The organism is Sphingomonas sp. UYP23, from assembly GCF_054059235.1.
The window spans coordinates 4,038,277-4,061,453 of the sequence record NZ_JBSSBX010000001.1 but is presented as its reverse complement, the minus strand read 5'-3'; the positions used below and the strand labels follow the sequence as shown (position 1 = coordinate 4,061,453).

22 protein-coding genes and 1 pseudogene are annotated in these 23,177 nt (G+C 67.1%); 12 read left to right on the top strand and 11 right to left on the bottom strand.

Annotation, left to right across the window (positions count from 1 at the left end; all coding sequences use genetic code 11):
* Positions 1-8: 8 nt before the first annotated feature.
* The gene (locus tag ACVWYO_RS19970) at positions 9-308 is read right to left on the bottom strand and encodes a putative quinol monooxygenase (RefSeq protein ID WP_457353798.1); all 300 of its coding nucleotides are present in this window, start codon (positions 306-308) and stop codon (positions 9-11) included.
* A gap of 152 nt (positions 309-460) precedes the next feature.
* On the opposite strand from ACVWYO_RS19970, the gene ACVWYO_RS19965 reads away from it, so the two are divergent.
* The 3 genes from ACVWYO_RS19965 to ACVWYO_RS19955 all read left to right on the top strand — a co-directional run bounded on the left by ACVWYO_RS19965 (position 461) and on the right by ACVWYO_RS19955 (position 2,122).
* Positions 461-1,489: an alpha/beta fold hydrolase gene (locus ACVWYO_RS19965; protein WP_457353796.1), complete on the top strand. Its 1,029-nt coding sequence runs from the start codon at positions 461-463 to the stop codon at positions 1,487-1,489.
* 97 nt (positions 1,490-1,586) lie between these two features.
* The gene (locus tag ACVWYO_RS19960) at positions 1,587-1,808 is read left to right on the top strand and encodes a hypothetical protein (RefSeq protein WP_457353794.1); all 222 of its coding nucleotides are present in this window, start codon (positions 1,587-1,589) and stop codon (positions 1,806-1,808) included.
* 38 nt (positions 1,809-1,846) lie between these two features.
* The gene (locus ACVWYO_RS19955; protein WP_457353792.1) at positions 1,847-2,122 is read left to right on the top strand and encodes a hypothetical protein; all 276 of its coding nucleotides are present in this window, start codon (positions 1,847-1,849) and stop codon (positions 2,120-2,122) included.
* Here ACVWYO_RS19955 and xth read toward each other — a convergent pair.
* The 4 genes and pseudogenes from xth to ACVWYO_RS19935 all read right to left on the bottom strand — a co-directional run bounded on the left by xth (position 2,115) and on the right by ACVWYO_RS19935 (position 5,160).
* Positions 2,115-2,914, bottom strand: a pseudogene (xth, locus tag ACVWYO_RS19950) (exodeoxyribonuclease III). The gene ACVWYO_RS19955 and the pseudogene xth sit on opposite strands and share 8 nt — an antisense overlap.
* Positions 2,911-4,272: an ABC1 kinase family protein gene (locus tag ACVWYO_RS19945; RefSeq protein ID WP_457353790.1), complete on the bottom strand. Its 1,362-nt coding sequence runs from the start codon at positions 4,270-4,272 to the stop codon at positions 2,911-2,913. The pseudogene xth and the gene ACVWYO_RS19945 overlap by 4 nt, the downstream one beginning before the upstream one ends.
* Positions 4,273-4,282: 10 nt before the next feature.
* Entirely contained in the window at positions 4,283-4,777 is a 495-nt protein-coding gene (locus ACVWYO_RS19940; RefSeq protein WP_457353788.1) for a DUF427 domain-containing protein, read from the bottom strand.
* Positions 4,774-5,160: a thiol-disulfide oxidoreductase DCC family protein gene (locus ACVWYO_RS19935; protein ID WP_457353786.1), complete on the bottom strand. Its 387-nt coding sequence runs from the start codon at positions 5,158-5,160 to the stop codon at positions 4,774-4,776. The genes ACVWYO_RS19940 and ACVWYO_RS19935 overlap by 4 nt, the downstream gene beginning before the upstream one ends.
* Positions 5,161-5,357: 197 nt before the next feature.
* On the opposite strand from ACVWYO_RS19935, the gene ACVWYO_RS19930 reads away from it, so the two are divergent.
* From ACVWYO_RS19930 to ACVWYO_RS19920, 3 genes are all read left to right on the top strand, one after another.
* Positions 5,358-6,341, top strand: coding sequence for an SDR family oxidoreductase (locus tag ACVWYO_RS19930; RefSeq protein ID WP_457353784.1), 984 nt, complete (start codon positions 5,358-5,360; stop codon positions 6,339-6,341).
* Positions 6,338-6,874 carry a DUF4142 domain-containing protein gene (locus ACVWYO_RS19925; protein WP_457353782.1) on the top strand — a complete coding sequence of 179 codons (537 nt, stop codon included), beginning with the start codon at positions 6,338-6,340 and terminating at the stop codon, positions 6,872-6,874. Before ACVWYO_RS19930 ends, ACVWYO_RS19925 begins: the two co-directional genes overlap by 4 nt.
* A gap of 483 nt (positions 6,875-7,357) precedes the next feature.
* Positions 7,358-7,936, top strand: a complete 579-nt coding sequence (locus ACVWYO_RS19920; protein WP_457353780.1) for a hypothetical protein — start codon at positions 7,358-7,360, stop codon at positions 7,934-7,936.
* 157 nt (positions 7,937-8,093) lie between these two features.
* On the opposite strand, the gene ACVWYO_RS19915 is transcribed toward ACVWYO_RS19920, so the two are convergent.
* Positions 8,094-9,446, bottom strand: a complete 1,353-nt coding sequence (locus ACVWYO_RS19915) for an IS1380 family transposase (RefSeq protein ID WP_457348490.1) — start codon at positions 9,444-9,446, stop codon at positions 8,094-8,096.
* Between the two features lie 224 nt (positions 9,447-9,670).
* Between ACVWYO_RS19915 and ACVWYO_RS19910 the strand changes: the two genes are divergently transcribed.
* From ACVWYO_RS19910 to ACVWYO_RS19895, 4 genes are all read left to right on the top strand, one after another.
* The gene (locus ACVWYO_RS19910; protein ID WP_457353778.1) at positions 9,671-11,626 is read left to right on the top strand and encodes an HWE histidine kinase domain-containing protein; all 1,956 of its coding nucleotides are present in this window, start codon (positions 9,671-9,673) and stop codon (positions 11,624-11,626) included.
* A 56-nt stretch (positions 11,627-11,682) separates the two neighbouring features.
* Positions 11,683-12,573 carry a transporter gene (locus ACVWYO_RS19905; protein WP_457353776.1) on the top strand — a complete coding sequence of 297 codons (891 nt, stop codon included), beginning with the start codon at positions 11,683-11,685 and terminating at the stop codon, positions 12,571-12,573.
* A gap of 258 nt (positions 12,574-12,831) precedes the next feature.
* Complete coding sequence (locus ACVWYO_RS19900) at positions 12,832-15,192, top strand: phosphoketolase family protein (protein ID WP_457353774.1); 2,361 nt, start codon at positions 12,832-12,834, stop codon at positions 15,190-15,192.
* A complete protein-coding gene (locus tag ACVWYO_RS19895; RefSeq protein ID WP_457353772.1) occupies positions 15,189-16,388 on the top strand; it encodes an acetate/propionate family kinase in 1,200 nt (399 codons plus the stop codon). The genes ACVWYO_RS19900 and ACVWYO_RS19895 overlap by 4 nt, the downstream gene beginning before the upstream one ends.
* On the opposite strand, the gene ACVWYO_RS19890 is transcribed toward ACVWYO_RS19895, so the two are convergent.
* The 5 genes from ACVWYO_RS19890 to cydD form a co-directional block, all read right to left on the bottom strand.
* Positions 16,374-17,015: an NAD(P)H-dependent oxidoreductase gene (locus tag ACVWYO_RS19890; RefSeq protein WP_457353769.1), complete on the bottom strand. Its 642-nt coding sequence runs from the start codon at positions 17,013-17,015 to the stop codon at positions 16,374-16,376. The genes ACVWYO_RS19895 and ACVWYO_RS19890 overlap by 15 nt on opposite strands.
* Before the next feature lie 81 nt (positions 17,016-17,096).
* Complete coding sequence (locus ACVWYO_RS19885; RefSeq protein WP_457353767.1) at positions 17,097-17,357, bottom strand: hypothetical protein; 261 nt, start codon at positions 17,355-17,357, stop codon at positions 17,097-17,099.
* A gap of 78 nt (positions 17,358-17,435) precedes the next feature.
* Positions 17,436-17,891 carry a hypothetical protein gene (locus ACVWYO_RS19880; protein WP_457353765.1) on the bottom strand — a complete coding sequence of 152 codons (456 nt, stop codon included), beginning with the start codon at positions 17,889-17,891 and terminating at the stop codon, positions 17,436-17,438.
* Positions 17,892-17,919: 28 nt separating this feature from the next.
* Positions 17,920-19,584 (bottom strand): amino acid ABC transporter ATP-binding/permease protein, encoded by a 1,665-nt coding sequence (locus tag ACVWYO_RS19875; RefSeq protein WP_457353763.1) that lies wholly within the window; start codon positions 19,582-19,584, stop codon positions 17,920-17,922.
* Complete coding sequence (gene cydD, locus ACVWYO_RS19870) at positions 19,581-21,239, bottom strand: thiol reductant ABC exporter subunit CydD (protein ID WP_457353761.1); 1,659 nt, start codon at positions 21,237-21,239, stop codon at positions 19,581-19,583. The genes ACVWYO_RS19875 and cydD overlap by 4 nt, the downstream gene beginning before the upstream one ends.
* A gap of 225 nt (positions 21,240-21,464) precedes the next feature.
* Here cydD and ACVWYO_RS19865 point away from each other — a divergent pair, with 225 nt between their 5' ends.
* Together ACVWYO_RS19865 and ACVWYO_RS19860 are read left to right on the top strand one after the other, a co-directional pair.
* Complete coding sequence (locus tag ACVWYO_RS19865) at positions 21,465-22,154, top strand: NAD(P)H-dependent oxidoreductase (protein WP_457353760.1); 690 nt, start codon at positions 21,465-21,467, stop codon at positions 22,152-22,154.
* A gap of 124 nt (positions 22,155-22,278) precedes the next feature.
* Positions 22,279-22,902: a response regulator transcription factor gene (locus ACVWYO_RS19860; protein WP_457353758.1), complete on the top strand. Its 624-nt coding sequence runs from the start codon at positions 22,279-22,281 to the stop codon at positions 22,900-22,902.
* The last annotated feature ends 275 nt before the right edge of the window (positions 22,903-23,177 follow it).

Below are 23,177 nucleotides of genomic sequence, written 5' to 3'. Positions count from 1 at the left end.
GCCTGACCTCAGTCCGCCACGTCGATCGGATGGGTAACGATGATTTCCGGCCGCGCGGTGGCGAGATCCCGCGCGGCGATGCCAAGCGCCTTGAAATGGTCCGAGGCCATATGTTGCTGCACGGCGGCATCGTCGACATACAGCTCATTGAAGACGAAGCGCTGCGCGCCCTCGGTCTCACGCCACAATTCATAATGCAGCACGCCGGGCTCGGCGCGCGAGGCTGCAACGCAGGCGCGTGCGGCGGTGATGAAGGCATCGTCCGCGCCTGGCTTGACGGCGATGAAGGCGACGATCTTGACGGCCATCATGTGCACTCCTGTGTCCTGCGGCAAACCTGGGGTCGCGTGCCGGGCAAAGCAAGCGGGCACCGCATTTCGCGAGCGTGGAAAATCGGAACCCGTGGCGCATCAGTTCATTGGACCTTCGCACCCCGCTGCCCGGGGTGAGGAAATCCATCATGCGCCATATCCTCCCGGTCTTTCTCGTCGCGACCGCAACCGTATCATCGGCGAGCGCGCAAGATCGGGCGCCATCCCCCGCGGCGGTGACAATTCCGCTCGGCGCGAACCTCGAAAAATTTACCTACCCCTTTTCGGTCCATTGGTACGAGACGATGTCGCAGGGCGCGCCGGTCCGCATGGCGTATCTTGACGTCCCGCCGAGCGTCGTGGCGAACGGCCGGACGGTCGTGCTGCTCCACGGCAAGAACTTCTGTTCGGCGACGTGGGAGGACACGATCGTCACCCTCGCGGCAAACGGCTATCGCGTGATCGCGCCCGACCAGATCGGCTTCTGCAAATCGTCGAAGCCGACGGGCTATCAATACAGCTTTGCGGCACTGGCGAATTTGACCGCCGGGCTGCTCGACCACGCCGGGGCGGCCAAGGTTCTGCTCGTCGGACATTCGACCGGCGGTATCCTCGCGACCCGCTTCGCCTTGCTACATCCACAGCGCGTCGATCGGCTGGTGCTCGTCAATCCGCTCGGGCTCAACGACACGCTCGCGCACGGCGTGCCGTATACCGAACTCGGCGCCTTGCGGCAGGAGGAGGCGAAGACCGATGCCGCATCGATCAAGGCCTATCAGCTGCGCAATTATTACCATGGCGAATGGCGGCCAGCCTATGATCGCTGGGTCGCGATGCTCGCCGGGCAATATGCCGGGCCCGATGGCGACCGCGACCGGGATGCGCAGGCGCGCCTGTCCGACATGATCGAGACGCAACCCGTCGCTGCCGAGTTCGACCGGGTTCGCGTACCGGTATCGCTGATCATCGGCCAGCGCGACCTGACCGCCTTCCGCGCCAATACCGCGCCTGCGGCGCAGCGGGCGCAAGTCCAGACGGTGCCGCAAGCCGCGGAGGGCGCGGTGCGCCGCTTCCCCGACGCACGGATCGTTCGAATCCCCGGCGCCGGCCATGCGCCCCAAGTCAAGGATCCCGCCACTTTCGGGCGGCTGCTGCTGGCGGACCTGGGACGCCGATGACGCGGAAAGAGACCGAAGCGTGAACATTATTTCACGAGACAGCACACGGTCGCCGCGCCAAGATCGCTCTCCAAGGTTCCATTGTAAGGACATCCGAATGCGTATCGTCTCCCTGCTTGCCGTCGCCGCCGCGCTGGCGTCGGCCTCGCCCGTTCTTGCCAAGGGCTGCATCCGTGGCGCTGCCGCGGGCGGTGTTGCGGGGCATTTCGTCGGCAAGGGCCATGCCGTGATGGGCGCCGTCGCGGGCTGCGCGATCGCGCACCACCATTACGCCAAGCAGGCGCGCGCCGAAAAAGCGGCCGCGCGCGCACAGCACTGAGCGACCATCCGACAACATCCGACGGGCGCTATTTCGTGGTGCGCGGGCGGCTCTGGCGCAAGAGCAACCCCGCACTTGACGAAGCAACGCGTGCGCGGTTGGTGCACGATCTGATGGCGGCGCGCCGCGCGGTCGGCGCGGCCCTGCGAAGCCAAGACAAGATCGCCGGGCGCACGGCGCGCGCGGCGGTCGACGCCGCCAAGCACGCGCTCGGCGAACGCGGGCCGGTATGGTGGGACGACGGCGCGCCCGATTATAACAAGCATATGGCGTGCAACACGCCCTATGCCGCGTGGTTCGCCGCGCTCAGCTAGACCGGCGTTTGCGCGCGGTCTTGTCGGAAAGCTCGATCCAGACGGGCGCGTGGTCGCTCGTCTTCTCCCACCCGCGTACGTCGCGATCGACCTGCGCATCGACCAACCGCCCCGCCAGCGCCGGGCTCAGCAGCAGATGGTCGATCCGCAAACCGGCATCGCGGCCATAGGCGTTCCGAAAATAATCCCAGAAGGTGTAGATCGTCGCGTCGGGATGAAGCGTGCGGAGCGCATCGGTCCACCCCTGCCCTGTCAATCGGGCGAACGCGGCGCGATCTCGGGTGCGAACAGGGCATCGTCCACCCAGCGTTCGGGCTTATAGACGTCGCGTTCGGTCGGCATGACGTTGAAATCGCCAGCGAGCAATACGGGCAGTCCGGACTCGCGCAAACTGGCGGCATGGGCGATCAGCGCGTCGAACCAGCGCAGCTTGTACTCGAACTTGGGCCCCGGCCGCGGGTTGCCGTTGGGCAGATAGAGCCCCCCAATCAGAATGCCGTTGACCGCCGCCTCGATATACCGGCTCTGCGCCGGGTCGGGATCGTCGGGCAATCCGCGGCGAGTCTCCTGGATTTCGCCGACGCGGCTGAGCAAGGCGACGCCGTTCCAGCTCTTCTGCCCATGCCAGATCGCGTCATAACCGAGATCGCGGATCGCCGCTTCGGGGAATTTGTCCTGGGGTGCTTTGAGCTCCTGCAGCACCACGACGTCCGGCGCGCTTTCGGCAAGCCAGCGCAGGAGTACGGGCAAACGCCCGTTGACGCCATTGACGTTGTACGTTGCGATTTTCACGCCGCTTCGCTGGAGGCGCGGTCCGATACCAGGGCCGGTGCGACCGCCTGCGTCACCATGGCCCGCACGTCGACCCGCGCCTTGAGCCGGGCCGCGAGCAGAGCGGTCCCACTGATCTTGCGCTGGACGAACAGCGTATCGATCGGCGGGACGTGCCACGTGTCGCGATCCGCCGCCATCGCCATGCCCTGTTCGCGAAGCACCCCGACAAACGCGCGATCGCCAAAGTCGAACGGGCCGGTGCGGTTGAGCTCGACCAGAATCACGTCGATCATCCGATCGACCAGCGCGCCGTGGCGCGCCACCGCCGCCTCCCCCAGAAATCCGGCGGAAACCGCTGCGGCACGCACCCCCGCATGGTCGCCCGCCAGCCCAGCCTCGAGCAGCTGCCGATACCCGCGTGCCGTCTCCGGTGCGACCGCGCGGGTGGCGCCGAAATCGAGCAGGACGAGCTTTCCGGTCGTCGGCTGGTAGCGGTAGTTGGCGAAGTTCGGATCGGTCTGCATCAGGCCGAACTCGAACAGTTCGCGCAGCACCAATGCCATCAGCGATTTCATCGCAACGTCGCGGACGCCTTGCTCGGCATCGACCAGCGACTCGATCGCCACTCCCTCGACGAAGCTCATCGCAAGCACGTCGCGCCCGCTGAACTCGCGGTCGAGCACGGGTACGACATAGGTTGGGCTATCCGCCAGCAACGCACCGAAGCGTGCGAGCTGCTCGCCTTCGCGGACATAGTCGGCTTCTTCATGGAGCTGGCGTTTCGCCTCGGCGAGCAGGGGCGCGATGTCGATCGTATTGGGCAGCGCGCCCGATACGCGCAGCAGCGTGGCGACATTGTCGACGTCCGCATCGATGCTGTCGCGCACGCCGAGATATTGCACCTTGATCGCGAGGTCGCGCCCATCAGGCGTCCGCGCACGGTGGACCTGACCGATCGACGCCGCGGCGAGCGGACCGGCATCGAAACGCGCGAAGCGACGGCGCCAATCCTTGCCCCAGTCGCGCGCGAGCACCTGCTGGAGCTGGGCGGGCGGCATGTGATGCGCATTGTTGCGCAGCCGCGCGAGGATTTGCGAGAGCTCGGGCGGAAGGAAATCGCCCGAATCCATCGAGATCATCTGGCCGAGCTTCATCGCCGCGCCACGCAGGTGCGACAGCTGATCGGCGACGCGCCCGACATTGGCCGGGGTCAGCAGAAGGTCGCTCATCCGCGGCCGCTGTCCGTCGGCGATCCGGCGGGCTCCCTCGGCAATCACCCCGCCCGCGACGCCGCCGGCGAGCCGCCCGAACACACCGAGCCGTGCCATGCGCCCACTTGGGACAGATTTTCCGTTCGAACTGCGATCGTCCGTCATGGGTACGCCCTTACCAAAATCTGCTGCCCGGCACGCCCTTGAACGGCCCGGCAAAGGCGGCGGTGATCCACCCGCCGTAGAAGCCGCCGGGCTGCGGGATGACCGTATCGCCATCGACGCTGCAGCGATCGAACGGCGCTGCGTAGAAGGCAATATGATCCTTGACCATGGCGAACCCGCGCGTCGGACTCGAATAGCTCCAGCCGACGCTCGGCAGGACATGGCCGTCGATCACGACATCCCAATAGGTCGCGGCGCCTTTCCACTCGCAGAACGAACTCCCCGTGCCACGGCGGAGAGCGCCTTCACGGATGTCGGCGCGCGGGATGTAATAGCTCGGCGGGTGGCTCGTCTCGAGCGTCCGAACGCTCGCGCGCGTATCGGCGAGCACGATGCCGCGATGCTCGATCACGATGTGCGCCGTGCTCGGCTCGGCGACCGCCGGGCGCGGGAACGACCAGACGCTTTCCTGGCCCGGTTTCGGCGGGATCGGCTCGGGTGTCATTGGCGCTCCAATCGCAAGGCAAGCCGCTGCAGCCGCGGTCGCGCCCGCAGGAACAGGCGATAGCCATATTCTAGCATCGCCAGCACGAAGTGATTGCGGGCGAGCAGCCCAAACGGCCGCAAAACCGGGATCGCCCGCCAAATCGCCGCGAACGCGGCTGCGCCCGACAGCAATCGGTCGCCTTCGCGCGCATGGAAGCGGGCGAGCAGATCCGCGCGGTCGATCGGGCACGCGGCCGGACCATCGCCGGAAATATCGATGAACGCGATCCGTCCCGCCCGGTCGAGCCGCTGGAGCCCCGCGATCTCGCGGCGACAGAGCGGACAGCCGCCGTCGAACCAAACGGTGACGCGCGTCGAATCGGGGTCTGCTTCACGGTCCATGCGACTGCATAACGCCAAACCGGCTGGATCGGGCGCACTGATCCATCAGGGCAGGGCCGAGACGTTCGGGCGTGGCCCTGCCGCCCGATCGTTCCGTCCATTCGTCCGCCCGATGCTTGATGCAAATCTATCAGAAAAGCCGGTGCAGAGCGGCACTCCCGCGGCGCTTGCGGGTTGGGGCCAAAAGGAGATTTGCCGTGACCGAGACAACACGCCGCCAGATGCTGACCGCCGCGACCTTGGGGACGGCGGCGGTGCTCGGCGCGACCCCCGCGATCGCCGCGGAGGCGCAAGCCAAGCCCGCCATGCAAAACCCGCGCGACAAATACCCCAAGCCGCCGTTCAAACCGCAACGCCAGCCCTGGCCCGGCCTCGCCAGCCAGATGCAGCCGCGCCCCGACCATGGTGAGACGAGCTATGTCGGCAGTGGTCGGTTGCGCGGTCGCAAGGCCCTGATTACCGGGGGCGACTCCGGCATGGGCCGTGCCGCCGCGATCGCCTTCGCACGCGAAGGCGCCGACGTTGCGATCAACTATCTGCCCGCCGAGGAAGCCGATGCCCGCGAGGTGGTCGATCTGATCCACCGCGCCGGCCAGAAGGCCGTTCCGCTCCCCGGAGATCTGCGCTCGGCGCCGTTCTGCCGGCAACTCGTCGATCGCGCGGTCAGCGCCCTTGGAGGGCTCGACATCCTCGTCTGCAACGCGGCGCGGCAGCAGTCGATCGCCTCGATCCTCGATGTCACCGATGAGGAGTTCGACCAGACGATGAAGACCAACATCTATGCGCCGTTCTGGATGATCAAGGCGGCGGTGCCGCACATGGAGCCGGGGTCGGTGATCATCGGCACCACGTCGGAACAAGCGTACGACCCCTCGCCCGATCTTTACGCGTATGCGCAGACCAAGGCCGCGACGATGAACTACGTCAAGTCGCTTGCCAAGCAGCTCGGCGCCAAGGGCATCCGCGTAAACGGGGTCGCGCCCGGACCGATCTGGACGCCGCTCCAGGTTTCGGGGGGCGCATCGCAGGGCAAGCTCGTCACCTTCGGCGCGACCACGCCGCTCGGGCGGCCGGGGCAGCCGGTCGAGCTCGCCGGGATCTATGTGCGCCTCGCCGAAGACGATGGCAGCTTCACGACCGGCAACATCTACGGCGCGGGCGGCGGACAGGGTCAGCCATGAGGAAGGTTGCCCTACTGCGCGCCCTATCGCATCTGCTTGCGTTTGCTTTCTGCGTCTGCGCTCTCAATCCCGCGATCGCGCAACAAGTCGAAACGCGCCAGACCCGGGATTTTGTCCAGTCACTCGCGCAATCCGACACGTTCGAGATCCTCGCGGCACAAAGCGCCCTCGCGCAAAGCAACGACCACGACGTCCGCGGGTTCGCGCAGACAATGATCACCGATCACATCGAGATGGATCGCCTGCTCGCCGACGGCGCGGCAAAGGCCGGGCTGCCGCCGCCGGTCAAGGCGATCGGCGCCGATCAGGCGCTGCTGCTGAACGGCCTCGGGGGCCTGACCGGCGCGGCGTTCGACAAGACCTATCTCCAGCAGCAAGCGCTGGCGCATCGCGCGGCCCTCGCCGAGGCACAGAGCTACACTGCATCGGGCGACAACGCCGCGATGCGCGCGGTCGCAAGGACGGCGGCGCAGACAATCTCCGCGCACGCCGCCATGGTCGAGCCCATGCTTGAAAGATCGGCGACGCGGTAGGTCGGTTTCAAAACCTCCACACCGAAATTGGTCCGAGTCGGGACCATTCGGCTAACTATCGCGTTTCATTGTTCTATTTTAATGGCAGAAGTTGGTACAACTGTCGCAATCGCCGATGCTTTGCGATCCACTACGAAGAAAGCGTTCGATCCTAATATCCTATAGACTCGGGACCATTTTCATCGTCCTCATCAAGAAAGGACGACGATAACCCGCAGATATGCTATTATAGGACAATGAAGCCTATGCCCGAAAATGGTGAAAACGAGCTTTCACTGTTCACGCTGCAACTGCGATACCGCGATATGGTCGTTCGCTTTACGCAAAGGCCTGCCTGCGGAGGCCGAGCGGTGCGCACGAGAGTTGTGGCCGGGGCTGGCATAACGCCATCCCGCGATTCCGAAGGCAATAGGATCCGGCGTCCGATCTCGCCACTGCTGCCCCGTGGCGAGCGGCCGCAGCGACAGTGAGGCGACACGCATCATGTCAGACCATCTCGACGCCCACTTCGACCTGACGATTTGCGACCGCGAGCCGATCACCCGGCTCGATCAGATTCAGGATTTCGCTTTCCTGCTCGCCATGACGAACGACTGGACGGTGGTGCGCGTCTCATCGAACACGCACGACTTCCTCTCGGTCAGTCCGGAGCAGCTGCTCGGTTCCCGTTTCGATATCTGGTTGACCAAAGCCGCGCTGCACAAGATCCGGACGCGCCTTGCACTCCTGGCCTCGACCGGCAGCGAACGCCTGTTCGATCTCACGCTCGTTCCGGCAATGCCGCCACTCGATGTCTCGATCCATTTCCAGGACGATCTGCTGATCGTCGAAGGCGAGTTTTCGCAAAAGACTGACGAGCCGGAGGTCGCCTCGATGGTCCGGGCGATGGCGGCGCGGCTCGCCAAGGCCAATACGCTCGACAAATTCCATACCGATGCCGCACGCCAAGTGCTGGCAATCTCGGGTTTCGACCGCGCGATGATCTACCGATTCGACGAACACGGCGCCGGCGAGGTCATCGCCGAATCGACCCGTGCGGGGGTCGAGAGCTTTCTAGCCTGATCTATTCACCGGCAGCGTTTCTCAGCCGATGGGTTAGCGCAGGCGTCGTATAGCCGCAGGCAGGGCGCATGGGTCCGAAGCGCCTGTCTCATCGCGGTTTCACAGGTTGGGGCGGAGTTGATGGGCGGGGTTCGTTAGGCGGCCACTGCCGCATCGATCATGGGCCCGCGGTGCGCAGATTGAGCGCGATGGATCGGAACAGTGCGGCATCGGGGTATGCGCTGGCGAAGGCGATGCGGATGCGGCTGGCGGTTTCGACGACGCGCGCGGCGACCTTGAGCAGCCGCAGGCGGATGGTCGCGAACTCGGCGGTGCGGAGCGTGGCGGTTGCGGGCATAGCGTGCCGCACGGCCCACATCAGCCAGTAGGCGGCGGTGTGAAGGATGAGCCGCATCTGATTGGCGTTGGCCGAGCAGCAGGAGGTTCGGTCGCTCTTCAGCTGCGTTTTATGCAGCTTGATCAGGTTTTCCGCCTGGCCGCGAGCGCAGTAGAGCGTGTCATAGATCCGTTCAGCGCTGCCCTCGGCAAGCGAGGTGACAACGAGGCGGATGTCGAGGCCGAGGCTGCTCGCCTCGATGCGAGCAACGACGCGACGTTCGGTATTCCCCCAGGTTTTCGCAGCGTAGCGCGTCTCTGCGTAACGCCGTAGTTCGACCAGTCCCTGCAATGCCCGGTCGGTCGCGCAGGCATCGCCTTCCCGGACGATGACGGGATCGGCGTGGAGCGTGCGGTTGCCGGGCAGCCCGAAGATGTAGTCGATGCCGTTCGCCTCGCACCAGGCCATCGGCTCTGGCCGACCGTAATGACCATCGCCGCGCAGCGTGATCCGGGTATCGGGCCAGTGGCGACGGATACGTCGCACGAGCCGGCGAACATGGCCGGCGACTTCCTTGCCCGACGGCGTTTTGCCGGTGCGCAGCAGCATCGCAACCGGCCGCCCGGTAGCGGTGTCGTAGACATGGATCGGCAGGAAGCAACGCTCGCCGTAGTGCCCGTTCCAGAAGGAGAGCTGCTGCGCGCCGTGTACGACGTCGACGGTATCGTCGATGTCGAGCGTCACCGCCGCAGGCGGCACGGGGTAGCTCGCGCAATAGAGGTCGACCAGCGTGCCGGTCAGACGGATCAACTCGCGCGTAGTCGGCGCGTTCTCCCACCGGCTCATCGTCGGCTGGCTGGCCAGCCCGAACGGATCACCCGGCAGTTTGCCGAGCGCCAGCTTGAACCCTGGATCATGCCGCAGGGTGTCGAGATCGTCGGCGTCTTCATACCCACACGAGATCGCCAGCATGCGGGCGCGCAAGATGTCGGCGACCCGGTGGATCACCCGACCCTGATCGCGCGGATCAGCGATGCAGGCGGCGAGCCGATCCGCGATCCCCAACCGCCGCTCGGCCTGTGCGAGCAGTAGCACGCCGCCGTCCGACGTCAGCCGACCGCCGTCGAACGCGGCGGTGATTTTTCGACCACGAATGGCTGGGAAGGTAAAGGAGAACCCGCTATCGTCAGCCATGGCGGTCGTGGCACTTTCTGTCTGGAGCAGAGGGATGGCGTAAGCACCCTTTCTCTACTCCAAACCAGAGACTTAGACCACGATCGCCACCACCGATTTGGGCTCCCGATGAATAATCCGGGCTAGGGCTGCATTATCCGGCGAGCGACATCCCGCAACAGGCGCGAGCGCTCTACCTGCGCAACCCGTTCCGGATCATCGCCAACGTCGCCGCCATACCGGTCGTGCTGCTCCCCCCGATCGATGCCGTGACGCCGCCGCTCGATCTCTCGATGGCGGTCAGCCGAGCGGTTTCGCCCGTTCACGTCGAGTATCTCGTCAATATGGGCGTCGTTGCGTCGCTGTCGGTCTCGATCATCGTCGAGGGGCGGCTATGGGGATTGATCGCCTGCCATGCCGCCGCCCCGCGCCTGCCGAGCTTCGTCCTGCGGACCGCCGCCGAACTGTTCGGCGCGATGTATTCGCTGATGCTCGAAAGCCGGGAGCGGCACGGCAAAGGCGAAGACGAAGGTAAAGCGCGGCTCCTCGCCGACCGACTGATCGCGCTGATCGCGGGCGACGAGACGCTGCTTCGCAACGCGCAATGGCTGCAGGACATGACGCGCGACATGATCGAGTGCGACGGGATCGCGATCCATGTCGGCGGAACAACCCACAGCCACGGTGCAACGCCGTCAGAGCAACAGATCGCGATCCTGGCGCATCACCTGAACGCAGCCTCACCCAGTCGCGTCTTCACCACCGATTGCCTTGCGGGGATTCATCCGCCGTGTGCCGCGACGGCGGACCACGCCGCGGGCATGATGTCGATCCCGATCTCGCGCACCCCGCGCCACTATATCATGCTGTTTCGGCGCGAGCGGCTCAGCCAGATCCGCTGGGGCGGCGACCCCGCCAAACCGCAGAGCGCGGACGGCGGCGCGCACCGAATTTCGCCGCGCCGCAGCTTCCAAGCCTTTGTCGAAGATATCCGCGGGCGCTCCGCGCGGTTTTCGGAGCGCGAACAGCGCATGGGCGAAGCGATCCGCCAGGCGTTGATCGAGGTGATCCTGCGCTATTCCGATGCTGCAACCGTCGAGCGCCAACGCGCGACCGAACGGCAGGATCTGTTGATCGCCGAACTCAACCACCGCGTCCGCAATATTCTCGCGCTGATCCGCAGCCTGATTACCCAGACCGGCGCCGCCAGTCCCGCCATTGCCGCTTATGCCGAGGCCCTTGGCGGGAGGATCCAGGCCCTTGCGCGCGCGCATGACCGGATCACGCGCCCGAGCTGGGGCCCGGCCCCGCTCGCCAGCGTCTTCGAGGACGAGTTCGCCGCGCATCAGGCGATGCAGGAACGGCTTTCGCTGGCGGGGCCCGCGGTGCTGCTCCAGCCGAAGGCGATCTCGACGATGGCGCTGGTGATCCACGAACTGGTCACCAATTCCAGCAAATACGGTGCGCTCTCGATGACCGGATCGGTAGACGTTACGATCGTCATGGTCGATGGCGAGGGTATCCATCTGCGCTGGCACGAAAGCGGTGGGCCGCCCGTAACGCCGCCGACCCGCCGCGGCTTCGGCTCGGTCGTGCTCGAACGCGCGGTGCCGTTCGATCTTCAGGGGACCGCCGAACTCCGTTTCCGGCTGAGTGGGCTAGAGGCGGAATTCTTCATCCCGCAACAGCATGTCTTCGTGCCGAGCGATGGCGCCGCGTCCGATCCGCCCCCCGCCCGGCCCTCCTGCCCGACCTTCGAGCTCGCCGTACCGCCGTCGGAAGCCGTGCCGTCGCCTGCGCCCGATGCGCCGTTGCGCGGAGCGCTGGTGCTGCTGGTCGAGGACAACATGCTGATCGCCCTCGAAGCCGAGGACATGCTGCGCGCGCTCGGCGCGGCAGAGGTGTTCGTCGCGCCGACGCTGGTTGATGCCGAGCGGCTAGTCGCGGCGCATCGCTTCGCATTCGCCATGCTGGATATCAATGTCGGGTGCGGCACCAGCTTCGAACTCGCCACCAGGCTCAGGACGTCCGGCACGCCGTTCATCTTCGCCTCGGGGTATGGCGACGAACTTGCGCTCGGACGGCGTGATTCGGATGAAGTGGTGATCCAGAAACCCTATGAGCGCGACCATCTGCTGTGCGCGGTCAACCGGGTGCTGCGCGACGCTGCTGCCGGGCCGCGCAGCGCCGAGCGGGATTGACCCCGATCAGGTCGCTGCCGCTTGCCCCGCGCGCCGCGTGACCGCATGGAGCCGCGATGACATTGTGCTACGACCCCGCCCGCCCGATCCCCCGCCTGCGCGCGCTACTCCTCCTCGCGCTCGCAGGGCTGCCGGGGGCCGCGCTCGCGCAGGAGCCCGCGCAGGGTGATCCATCGCAGGGCACCGGGCCGCTGCCCGCCAATGTCGCGCCGAACCCGACCCCGATCTGCACCGATCGCCCGACCCGCGCGAGCGTCGCCTGCACCGTTCCCGCAGGCGCCTTCCAGCTCGAAACCGACCTGATCGACTGGACCCGCCAGACGCTCGACGGTGTTCGCACCGATACGATCCTCTACACCAACCCGACGCTCAAATACGGAGTCGGGCGTCACACCGACATCGAGGTCAATATCGCACCCTACGAGACCGTTCGGACGCGGATGGAAGATGGCAGCGTGACGACCGATGGCGGCGTCGGCGATCTGTTCGTGCGCGTGAAGCAGAAGCTGACGGTCGACCGGTCGAAGACGCAGGTCTCGGTGATCGGTTCGGTCAAGGCGCCGACCGCGGGGTCGCGGGTTGGCAACGGCCAGTGGGAGGGCAGTCTCGCGCTCCCCGTCAACATTCCGCTGCCCGCCAAGTTCACGCTGACGACCAGCCCCGAGGTCGACATTGCCGCCAACCAGGGGGACGTGAGCGGCTACCATCTCGAACTCGTCAATCTCATCAACCTGTCGCACCCGGTCGGCAAGAATGCGACGGTCTATGCCGAGTTCTGGACCAAGGAGAGTTTCGAGCCCCGCCAGAACGGCCAGCAATATTCCGCGGATCTCGCCGCATCGTATCAGCTGACCAAGACGCTCCAGATCGATGCCGCGGCCTATATCGGGCTCAACCGCGAAACGCCCGGGCTGCAGCTCTATACTGGCCTGTCGACGCGCTTCTGAAACAGGGTCAGCGCGACAGGGCGTTCGTGTGACGATGCGCCATGACTGCGTCGGGCGGGGCGCTGCCAGACGGCGCGGTTGCACGCCTCTCCGCGAGGCTATGCAGCGGACGCGCTCGACACGCCGTACGGGTTTACCCGTATGGCGACAGCCACTCGAACCGGCGAGGAGCAGAGCGTCGGTCGCCGGATCTCGCGCGCTTCCGCGCGGGGCCGCCGTCCAGGCAGATGGCCCTATCGGGCGCATCCGGAGACGCGCATGTCCGATCCACTTTCGCTCGAACAGGTCGCTGCGATCCATGCCTATTGGCGCGCGGCGAACTACCTCTCGGTCGGACAGATCTATCTGCGCGGCAATCCGCTGCTCGAGCGGCCGCTCAGCCTTGCCGACATCAAGCCGCGCCTGCTCGGCCATTGGGGCACGACGCCGGGCATCAACTTCGTCTATGCGCATCTCAACCGGCTGATCGTCGCGAACGGTCTCGACATGATCTACATCATCGGGCCGGGGCATGGCGGACCGGGCCTCGTCGCCAACGCCTATCTCGAGGGTGCGTATACCGAACATTATCCCGCGATCGAGCGCAGCCGCGGCGGGATGGAACGGCTGTTCCGCCAGTTCTCCTGGCCGGGCGGCATCCCGAGCCATGTCTCGCCCGAATGCCCGGGCTCGATCCACGAGGGCGGCGAGCTCGGCTATTCGCTGGCGCACGCCTATGGCGCGGCGTTCGACAATCCCGGCCTGATCGTCGCGTGTATCGTCGGCGACGGCGAGGCCGAGACCGGGCCACTCGCGACAAGCTGGCACAGCAACAAGTTCCTCAACCCGGCGCGCGACGGTGCGGTGCTGCCGATCCTGCATCTCAACGGCTTCAAGATCGCCAATCCGACGATCCTCGCGCGGATCGGCAAGGATGAACTGACCGACCTGCTGCGCGGCTATGGCCACGAACCCTATTTCGTCGAGGGTGACGATCCCGCCTTGCTCCACCAGGCGATGGCCGCGACGCTCGACACGGTGCTGCGCAGGATCGAGACGATCCAGGCGGAAGCCCGCGCCACCCCCGCCCCGCCGCCTGCCCGTCCGCGCTGGCCGATGATCGTGCTCAAGACCCCGAAAGGCTGGACAGGTCCCAAGACCGTCGATGGCTTGCCGGTCGAAGGAACGTGGCGCGCGCATCAGGTCCCGATCGCCGATTTCAAGAAGCCCGAGCATCTCGACCAGCTCGACGCCTGGATGCGCAGCTATCGCCCGGCCGAACTGTTCGACGCGGCGGGCAAGGTGCGCGAGGAGATTTCCGCGCTCGCCCCGACCGGGCATCACCGGATGAGCGCGAACCCGCACGCCAATGGCGGCGCGCTGCTCGAGCCATTATCGCTCCCCGACTTTCGCGATTTCGCGGTCGCGCTCGACGTCCCCGGCGCAGTCGAGGCCGAGGCGACGCGCGTGCTCGGCCACTATCTGCGCGAGGTCATGCGGCGCAATCTCGACAGCCGGAACTTCCGCCTGTTCGGCCCCGACGAGACCGCGTCGAACCGGCTCGATGCGGTCTATGACGTCTCGGGCAAGGCATGGATGGGCGATGTCGAACCGGTCGATATCAACCTGAGCCCCGACGGGCGCGTCATGGAGGTGCTGAGCGAGCACCTCTGCCAGGGCTGGCTCGAAGGCTATCTGCTCACCGGCCGGCACGGCTTCTTCTCGTGCTACGAGGCCTTTGCGCACATCGTCGATTCGATGCTCAACCAACATGCCAAATGGCTCAAGGTCAGCCGCCAGATCGCCTGGCGTCGGCCGATCGCCTCGCTCAACTATCTGCTGACCTCGCATGTCTGGCGGCAGGACCATAATGGCCTGTCGCATCAGGATCCGGGCTTCATCGACCAGGTCGCCAACAAGACCTCGGACATCGCGCGGGTCTACCTCCCGCCCGACGCCAATTGCCTGTTGTCGGTAGCGGACCATTGCCTGCGCAGCCGCGACTATGTGAATTTGATCGTCGCGGGCAAGCAGCCCGAATGGCAATGGCTCGGCATCGAGGAAGCGGTGCGGCATTGCACCGCAGGCGCGGGCGTGTGGCACTGGGCGGGCGTCGAGGACGAGCATCCCGACGTGGTCATGGCATGCGCGGGCGACGTCCCGACGCTCGAGGCGCTGGCGGCGGTGATGCTGCTGCGCGAACAGGTGCCCGATATCCGCATCCGCTTCGTCAACGTGGTCGACCTGATGGTGATCGAGCCGAGCAGCGAGCATCCGCACGGGCTCGACGACGACGCCTTCGATGCGCTGTTCACCACCGACACGCCGGTGATCTTCGCCTTTCACGGTTTTCCGGCGACGATCCATACGCTGACCTATCGCCGCACCAACCACCGCAACATCCACGTCCGCGGTTTCAAGCAAGAGGGTACGACGACGACGCCGTTCGATATGGTCGTGCTCAACGATCTCGATCGCTATCGCCTCGCGCTCGACGCGATCGAGCGCGTTCCGCGGCTGACGGCGCAGGTTCCGGCGGCACGCGACCGCTATTGGGCGGCGATCGAGCGGCATAAGCTCTACATCGCCGAACATGGCGAGGATCTGCCCGAGATCCGCGACTGGCGCTGGTCTGCGTGAGCAGTTCAGCGGCAACGATCCTGACCTTCAACGGCGGATCGTCGTCGCTCAAGTTCGGGCTCTTCCGGGTTGCCGATGCAACTGCCGAGCCCTTGCTGACCGGCGAGATCGAGACCGCGGGCGGCGGCGCGGTTCGGCTGCACGCGGCAACGGCGGCGGGACGCTGGCATGTCGATCATTCGCTGGGCGAGGCCGCACCGGAGACGTGGACCGGCCATGTCGTCGCCCTGCTCGATCGCTCCGATCTTCCCGCGCCGGTTGCGATCGGGCATCGCCTCGTCCATGGCGGCCCAGATCTGCTCGCGCCGACATTGATCACCGACGCTGTGCTCGACCAGCTCGAGCGCGTGCGCAGCTTCGCCCCCGTCCATATCCCCGCCGCGCTGGCGACGATCCGCGCCGCGCGCCGCCATTTCCCGCAATGCCCGCAGATCGCCTGTTTCGACACCGCCTTCCACGCCACGATGCCGGCGGTGGCCAGCACGCTACCGCTCCCCAAGACGCTGCGTGACCAAGGGTTGCGGCGCTACGGCTTTCACGGCCTGTCGTGCGAATCGATCGTGCGGCAACTGGACAAGGATGTGCCCGAGCGTCTGATCATTGCGCATCTCGGCAATGGCGCGAGTGTCACCGCGGTGCGCGCCGGCCGATCGGTCGACACCAGCATGGGGCTGACCCCGACCGGCGGCCTGATCATGGGGCGCCGCACGGGCGATCTCGATCCCGGCATCCTGCTCCATCTGCTACGCGACGGCGGTTATACCGTGGAAACCCTCGCCACGCTGGTCGATCGCGAAAGCGGGATGCTCGGCATTTCGGGGATCGACAGCGACCTGCGGCGGCTCAACGGCGCAGCGCCGACCCAGCCCGCCGCCGCGCTCGCGATCGCGATGTTCGCCCATTCGCTCGCCAAGATGCTCGCCGCGATGACGTGCTCGCTCGGCGGGGTCGACATGATCGTCTTCACCGGCGGCATCGGCGAGCATGATGTCGGCGTCCGCGCGACCGCCGCGGCGGCGCTCGGCTGGATGGGCGTTTCGCTCGATCCTGCGCGCAATGCCGCCGGCGCGCAGACGATCAGCAGCGCCGCCTCCCACGTCGCGCTCCGCGTGCTCGCTGCGCAGGAGGATGCGCAGATCGCGCTCCACAGCGCGGCGGTGCTGGACGCCGCGCAAAGCGCCTCAGTCGGCGGCTAGAACGAGCCCGTCGAGATCACGGACGAGCGCGCGCGCCTGGCCGCGGACTTCCTCGATGTGGCGCCGGCCCCAGGCTGGCTCCATGTCGGACGTGATATGGCCGAAATGCACGTGCCGCGACGGCAGCATCGCAAAGGCATGTTCGATATAATGATCGAACGCCTGCGTCAGCGCGCGCAACTGGCCCATTTCGTCGAGCCAGATTTCCTTCAACCCGGAGGTCGTGAAGCTCAGCAGCTGCTTGCCCGCCAGAACGCCCTTCGCCGTCCCTTCATACACCGCATCGGGCAGCACCCCCGTCCCGAGCACGCGCTCGACATAGCCCTTGAGCATCGCCGGCGGCCCGCCGAACCAGATCGGATAGACCAACACGAACACGTCGGTATCCTTGAGGATCGCGAGTTCCTCGCTGACATCGGCGAACTGCCGCTCACCCGGCCCCGGTCGTTCGGTCGACTTGAGCACGGGATGGAACCCCATTGCGTACAGATCGCGCACGATCACCTCATGGCCATGCTCGCGCACCGTCGCGGAATAGGCCGCCGCAATCGCCGCGTTGAAGCTGTCCTGCTCGGGGTGACACAGGATGACGACGTGCCGCTGCGGCTTGGAAAGAGTGTCAGGCATGCGAAATCTCCTTGCCCGGGCGATACGCCACGCCGCTGCCCGGCGCGCTCCGGGATCTTACGTAGAGCGCCTCCGCTCGGCTCAGTGACCGAGCACCAGCGGCACGGCGCAATGGCCGAGCATCCGTTTGGTGACGCCGCCGAACGTCTCGAGCAGCCGGCCGTGCGTGTAGCCGCCCATCACGATATAATCGCCATGGAACCGCGCGCATTCGGCCTCGATCAAGCGGTCGGGGGCTGTCAGGCCGTCGTCGATCGTCTTGACGGTCGCATAGATGCCGTGCCGTGAAAGATATTCCGCGGCCTCGCCTGGCTCGGTGCGCTCGCTGCCGTCGCGCGCCATGAAGATCTCGACCGCATCCGCCAGCGCGAGCAGCGGAACGCACGCGCGCAGCGTCGCCGCCGCCGATGCCCGGCCGTCTCAGGCGACCAGCGCACGTCCGACCGCGAACCGCGTCAGCGTTTCGGGCACCGCGACGATCGGCGTGCGGGCGTGCATCAGCACGCGCCCCGCCACGTCGCGCATATCGGGGTCGCGGTCATCGGCGAGCTTGCGGCTGAGGACGATGAGGTCGGCCAGCTCGGCGGCCTCGAGCACCGAGTCGGCGAGCGTCCCGGTCGCATCGATCCAGTTCCAGCGAACGTCCTCGCGCGCGAGGCGGGCCACCAATTCGGTCTTGTTCCCCACCTCGCGCGTGCGTTCGTCCTCGAGCAGGCCGACCGCGGCGATGCCGTAATAGTCGCCGTTGATCGATGCCGGCACGACGACATCGACGCACGAGAGATGCCCGTCGAGCGCGCGCGTCAGGTCAAGCGCGGCCTGCAGGCGCGATTCTTGCCCGGTATCGTCGTGCACAAGCAAAAGAACGTTCTTCATCGCCGCCTCCCTTGATGGTGCAATGACGCTATTGGGCGACCGCATCGGCCGCTATCGGGATTGATACGGATAGGGGCTCGCGATCGTCCGCGCAGTCCGCCGCATCCGTGTCGAGCACGACGACGCGCTCGCACAGCGCCACCAGCGCCGGACGATGGCTCACCAGCAGCAGCCCCTGCCGCGTCACCGCGAGCCGCCCGACGAGCCGCGCGAGGATCCGTTGCTCGGTCGCACGGTCGAGTCCTTCGCTCGGTTCGTCGAGCACCAGCCACGGCGCGGGCCGGAGATAGGCCCGCGCCAGCACAAGCCGCCGGCGCTCGCCGCCTGACAGGCGCGCGCCATTCTCGCCGATCCAGCTGTCGAGACCGTGCGGCAGGGCACGCACGCGGTCATCGAGCGCGGCGTCGTGAAGCGCGGCCCAAAGCGCGGTGTCGTCGGCATCGGCGCTGCCGAGCAGGAGATTGTCGCGAACCGTGCCCGACAGCAACGCCGCATCCTGGGGGGCCCAGGCAAACAGATCGCGCCGCTCGCCCGGGGCGAAGTCGGCAAGGTCGCGCTGGTCGAGCCAGATCTGTCCGCGGTCCGCCGCGCGCAGCCCGAGCAACGTCTCGACCAGGCGCGTCTTGCCGGCCCCCGAACGGCCGGAAAGGTGAACCCGCGTGCCGGGGAGGAGCGGGCTATCGGATTGCACGAGACGGATCGACGGACGCACCAGCGCCAACCCCCGCGGCTCCGACGACGCCCCTTGTTCGAGCAGCCCACCTAGCCGCGCTTCCGCCTCGCGCACCGCGCCGCGCTGCGCGATGCGGCGCACCAGCGGTGCCGCGCCGTCGATCGTCATCGCCGCAGCGAGCGCCCCCAGCGCGACGATCGCTGCGCCATGCCCCCGCGCGAGGGCGATGACCGCAGCCGCGGCGAGTGCAATCGCCACCGCCTGCGCCAGTTCGAACCAGCCGAGCGCTGCGGTCTGCGCCGCGACGGCCTTGCCCAGGACATCGCTTTGCACCCCGATCCGCGCCGCGGCCCATCCTTCGAGATCGTAACAGCGGAGTTCGGCAGCGGCAGCGGCATGCGCGGCAAGCTCGTCCTTCAACGCTCCCGCAGCGCGCTGCACGGCCCGACCGGGTTCCTCGAGTCGGCGCGCGAGCCGGTCGGCGACGAGCAGCAGCGCACCGAGACAGGCGAGCACCGCGAGCGCCGCCGCCCATCCGCCCAAGACGGCGAGGCAAGCGCCCGCCACCGCAGCCGCGGCGAGGCTCCACGGCGCCGATGCCATTGCGAAGCGCGTCTCGATCACGCCGACATCCTGGACGATCCGCGCGGTCGCCTCGCCGCTCGAAAAGCCGAGCGCACGCGACACCGGAGCCGCCGCGATCGCGCGGAAGAGCGCTGGGCGGATCCGCGCGAGCGCGCCGAACGCCGCCTCATGGCTCGCAAGCCGTTCGCCGTAGCGCGCGCCGGTCCGCACGATCGCCAGCAGACGGATCGCGGCGCTCGGCAGCATGTAGTTGAAGCCTTGCACGACGATCGGCCCGGCGAGCCCGGCGATCGCCGCGGCGGTGATGAACCATCCCGACAATCCCAGCAGCAGCACCGACGCCGCGCTGACGAGCGCGGCATAGCCGGCCGCACGCACCAGCATCGATCGCTGGCGGCGGCGCTGTTCGCCGAGCAGCACGGCGAGCGGGGTCATGCGCGTGGTTCCAGCGATACGATCCGGTCGGCGATCGCCGCAAGTGCCGCGCTGTGCGTCGCGATCAATGTCGTGCGGCCCTGGCAGACGGCACGGATCGTCTCGATCAGCCCGGCTTCGCCGGCCGGATCGAGATGCGCGGTCGGTTCGTCGAGCAGCAGGACCGCGCTCGGCTTGAGCAGCGCGCGTGCGAGCGCGATCCGCCGGATCTCGCCCCCCGACAATCCCCCACCGCGTGCATCAATCGGCGCATCGAGTCCGCGTGCAGCGAGCATCGGCCCGAGGCCCGCGCGCAACGCCGCCTGCTCGATCTCATCGGCCGTCGCTGTGGGCCAGGCGAGCGCGATGTTGGCGCGCAGCGTCGCCGGAACGATCAGCGGCGTCTGGCCGACCCATGCCGTCGCCGCGGCAAGCGTGATCTCCGCGCCAAGATCGGCGCCGTCGATGGTGACGCGCCCTGCGCTGAGCGGCGCAAGCCCGAGCAGGAGGTGCAGCAGACTGCTTTTCCCGCTCCCCGACGGACCGGCCAACGCCACGATCTCACGCGGCGCGATGTCGATCGAGACATCGGATATCGCAGGGGCATCGCTCCCGGGATAGGCGATCGCAACGTTCGTCAGGGTGATCCGCGGCGCCGTCTCCGGCACCAGCGCGGCAACCGCTCCGCGCGGCGGCGCGAACAGCGCGTCGGGAAAGCGCTCGACCGCGGTCTGCGCGGCCTGCTTGTCGTGATAGGCCGCCGCGAGCCGCCGCATCGGCAGATAGAATTCGGGCGCCAGCGCGAGGACGAAGAAGGCGCGCGCCAGATCGAGCTTCTCGGGAACCGGAAAGGGCAGCAGGCCGAGCAGGTTGAAGCCGGCATAGACCGCCACCAGAGCAACCGACAAAGCCGCGAAGAATTCGAGCGACGCCGAGGACAGGAAGGCGACGCGCAGCACGCGCATTGTGCGCAGCGCGACCGCGTCGGACGCGACGCCGAGCCGCTCGGCCTCGCGCCGTTCGCCGCCGAACGCGAGCAAGATCGGCAGCGCGCGAATGCGGTCGGCGAACAGGCCCGATAGCCGCGACAGCGCGCCGAACTGCCGCCGCGACTCCTCGGCTGCGGCGCCGCCGGCGAGGATCATCGCGGCGACGAACGGAATGAGCGTTATGCCGAGAATCGCGGCTGCGATGGGGCTGGCAATCGCGGTCGCGGCGAGCACCACGAGCGGCGCCAGCGCACCAGCGGACCGTGCCGGGAGGAAGCGGGCGACATAGCCGTCGAGCGCTTCGACCTCGTCGACACAGGTCGCCAGCAGCGTGCCCGTCGTCGCACGTCCGCCCGGCGCGCGCGCCAGCAGATCCGTAACGAGCGCGGCGCGCACGGCGCGTTTGGTGCGCTGCGCTGCATCCGCACCGATACGCGTCGCCAGCAATGCGCAGCCACCGCGCACAGATCCGGCGGCAGCAAGCAGCATCAGCCATGGCACCAGTGCGGCCCATCCCGCCCCAACATGTACCACCCCACCGGCGATCCCCGCGGCGAACCCGATCCCCGCCAGCGTATCGCCGAGCAGTACGACCGTCGCTGGCCAAAGCCGTGCCGCGGGCGGCACGATCCGCGCGAGACGATGAACGGCGTCGAGGGGATTTCGGCGGGCGGTGAGCATACGCATAACCGCGGGGTAGAAAGCGTCGGCGCACCAGCGAATACGTAATACCCCATAGCTGCGCGACAGCACCGGCTCCGTATAGACCCGTATGGCGCATCTGCGCGCCGCCGTGCTTCGATGTGCGCGGCAAAGGAACGAGTCGATGATGAAACGCGCATCCCCATCCCAAAGATCGGTCGCGCCCGGTCGATCGACGGTACTCCGCGTGACCAGCCTGTGCGGCGTACGATGACCTGTGCCGTCGCGATCGACGCCGACCCGGCCGACATCCGCCACGTCGTCGTGCTGGGCACGCCGAGCCGCAGCAGTTTCACCCATGCCGTTGCCGAGGCCTATTGCGCCGAAGTCCGCGAATGCGGCCAGACGGCGGACCTGCGCGATCTCTACGCGATGGGGTTCAAGCCCCTGCTTGCCAGCTCCGAGCGTTCGACCGCGCCGGACTATCGGCGTCCGTCCGATGTCGCCGCCGAACTTGCAGCGCTCGACGAAGCCGCGGTGATCGCGCTCGTCTATCCGCTGTGGGTCGGAATGCCGCCCGCGATCATCAAGGGCTATATCGATCGGGTGTTCGGCGCAGGTTTCGACCAGGCTGCACCGCGATCCGATAAACCGATAGCGACGCTCAAGGGCAAACGCCTGCTGAGCATCAGCGCATCGGCGTCGACCCGGCCATGGCTGGAGGAACACGGCCAGTGGACGTCGATCCGCCAGGGGATCGATAGCTACCTCTCCTCGGTCTTCGCGCTGGTCGATGGCGGGCACCTCCATTTTGACTCGATCGTTGAAGGCGTCTCGGCCCAATATGTTCGCCAGTGCCTGTCCGACGTCCGAGAAACCGCGCGCCGCACCTGCGCCGCCGTCCTCAGCGAGCGCCATGCGCGCCGCAACGAGGCGCGCCGCGTGCTGCTGGCGAGCTGATTTCCCTGCCGCGCTGCCCCATCCGATGCCGCTAACCCCCCACGATGAGCCCGTTAGCGTCGCGCAGGATGGCGCCGATCGCACACCCGGTCTAAGCACGCGCGGGCTGTACGGAGTTGCGCAAGTGGCAGAACACAGACTCGTCCACATCGTCGATGATGAGGAAGCGATCCGCCGGTCGGCGAGCTTCATGCTCAAAACGTCGGGCTTCCGCGTCGAGACCTGGGCGTCGGGCGTCGAATTCCTCAAGGCGGCGCGGCATGCGGCGATGGGCTGCGTCTTGCTCGATGTGCGGATGCCGGAGATGGACGGGCTCGAGGTTCAGCAGGCGATGCTCGAACGCGGCATCGCAATGCCCGTCGTCGTGCTGACCGGCCATGGCGACGTCTCGATCGCGGTGCGCGCGATGAAGGCGGGCGCGATCGATTTCATCGAAAAGCCCTTCAGCAAGGCGGTCTTGCTCGATGCGCTCGCGGCCGCCTTCGAGCGGATCGACCGCGCCGAGACCGAGGCGGTCCGCGCGGCCGGCGCGGCGGTCGCAATCGGCGGATTGACGGTACGCGAGCGCGAAGTGCTGGCGGGGCTGGCGAACGGCCTTCCCAACAAGACGATTGCCTATGATTTCGGCATTTCGCCGCGCACGGTCGAGGTCCACCGCGCCAACATCATGACCAAATTGCACGCGCGCAGCCTGTCCGAGGCGCTGCGCATCGCGTTTGCTGCGGGGTTGGGCGGACCGATCGGCTGACGTGTCCAATCGACGCTATGGCAATGTAGGTACGGCTTCGTCTGTCACGCTCGCGACCGCCACCAATAGACCGCGATCGCCGCGTGCCCCATCGGGCGGACCCGCGGTGAGGCGATCGTCGCGCGCCATCGCGGCGGTGACGAACTGACGGATTTAGGACGGCTCGCACAAGCAAGGCGGCAGCGTTCGATCTCGGCCCGCGTCCCACCGTCGGGCGGAGGAACGGAAACTGTGCCACATCGCTGCGCGCGGCGGCCTTCGCGCCATTCCCGCCA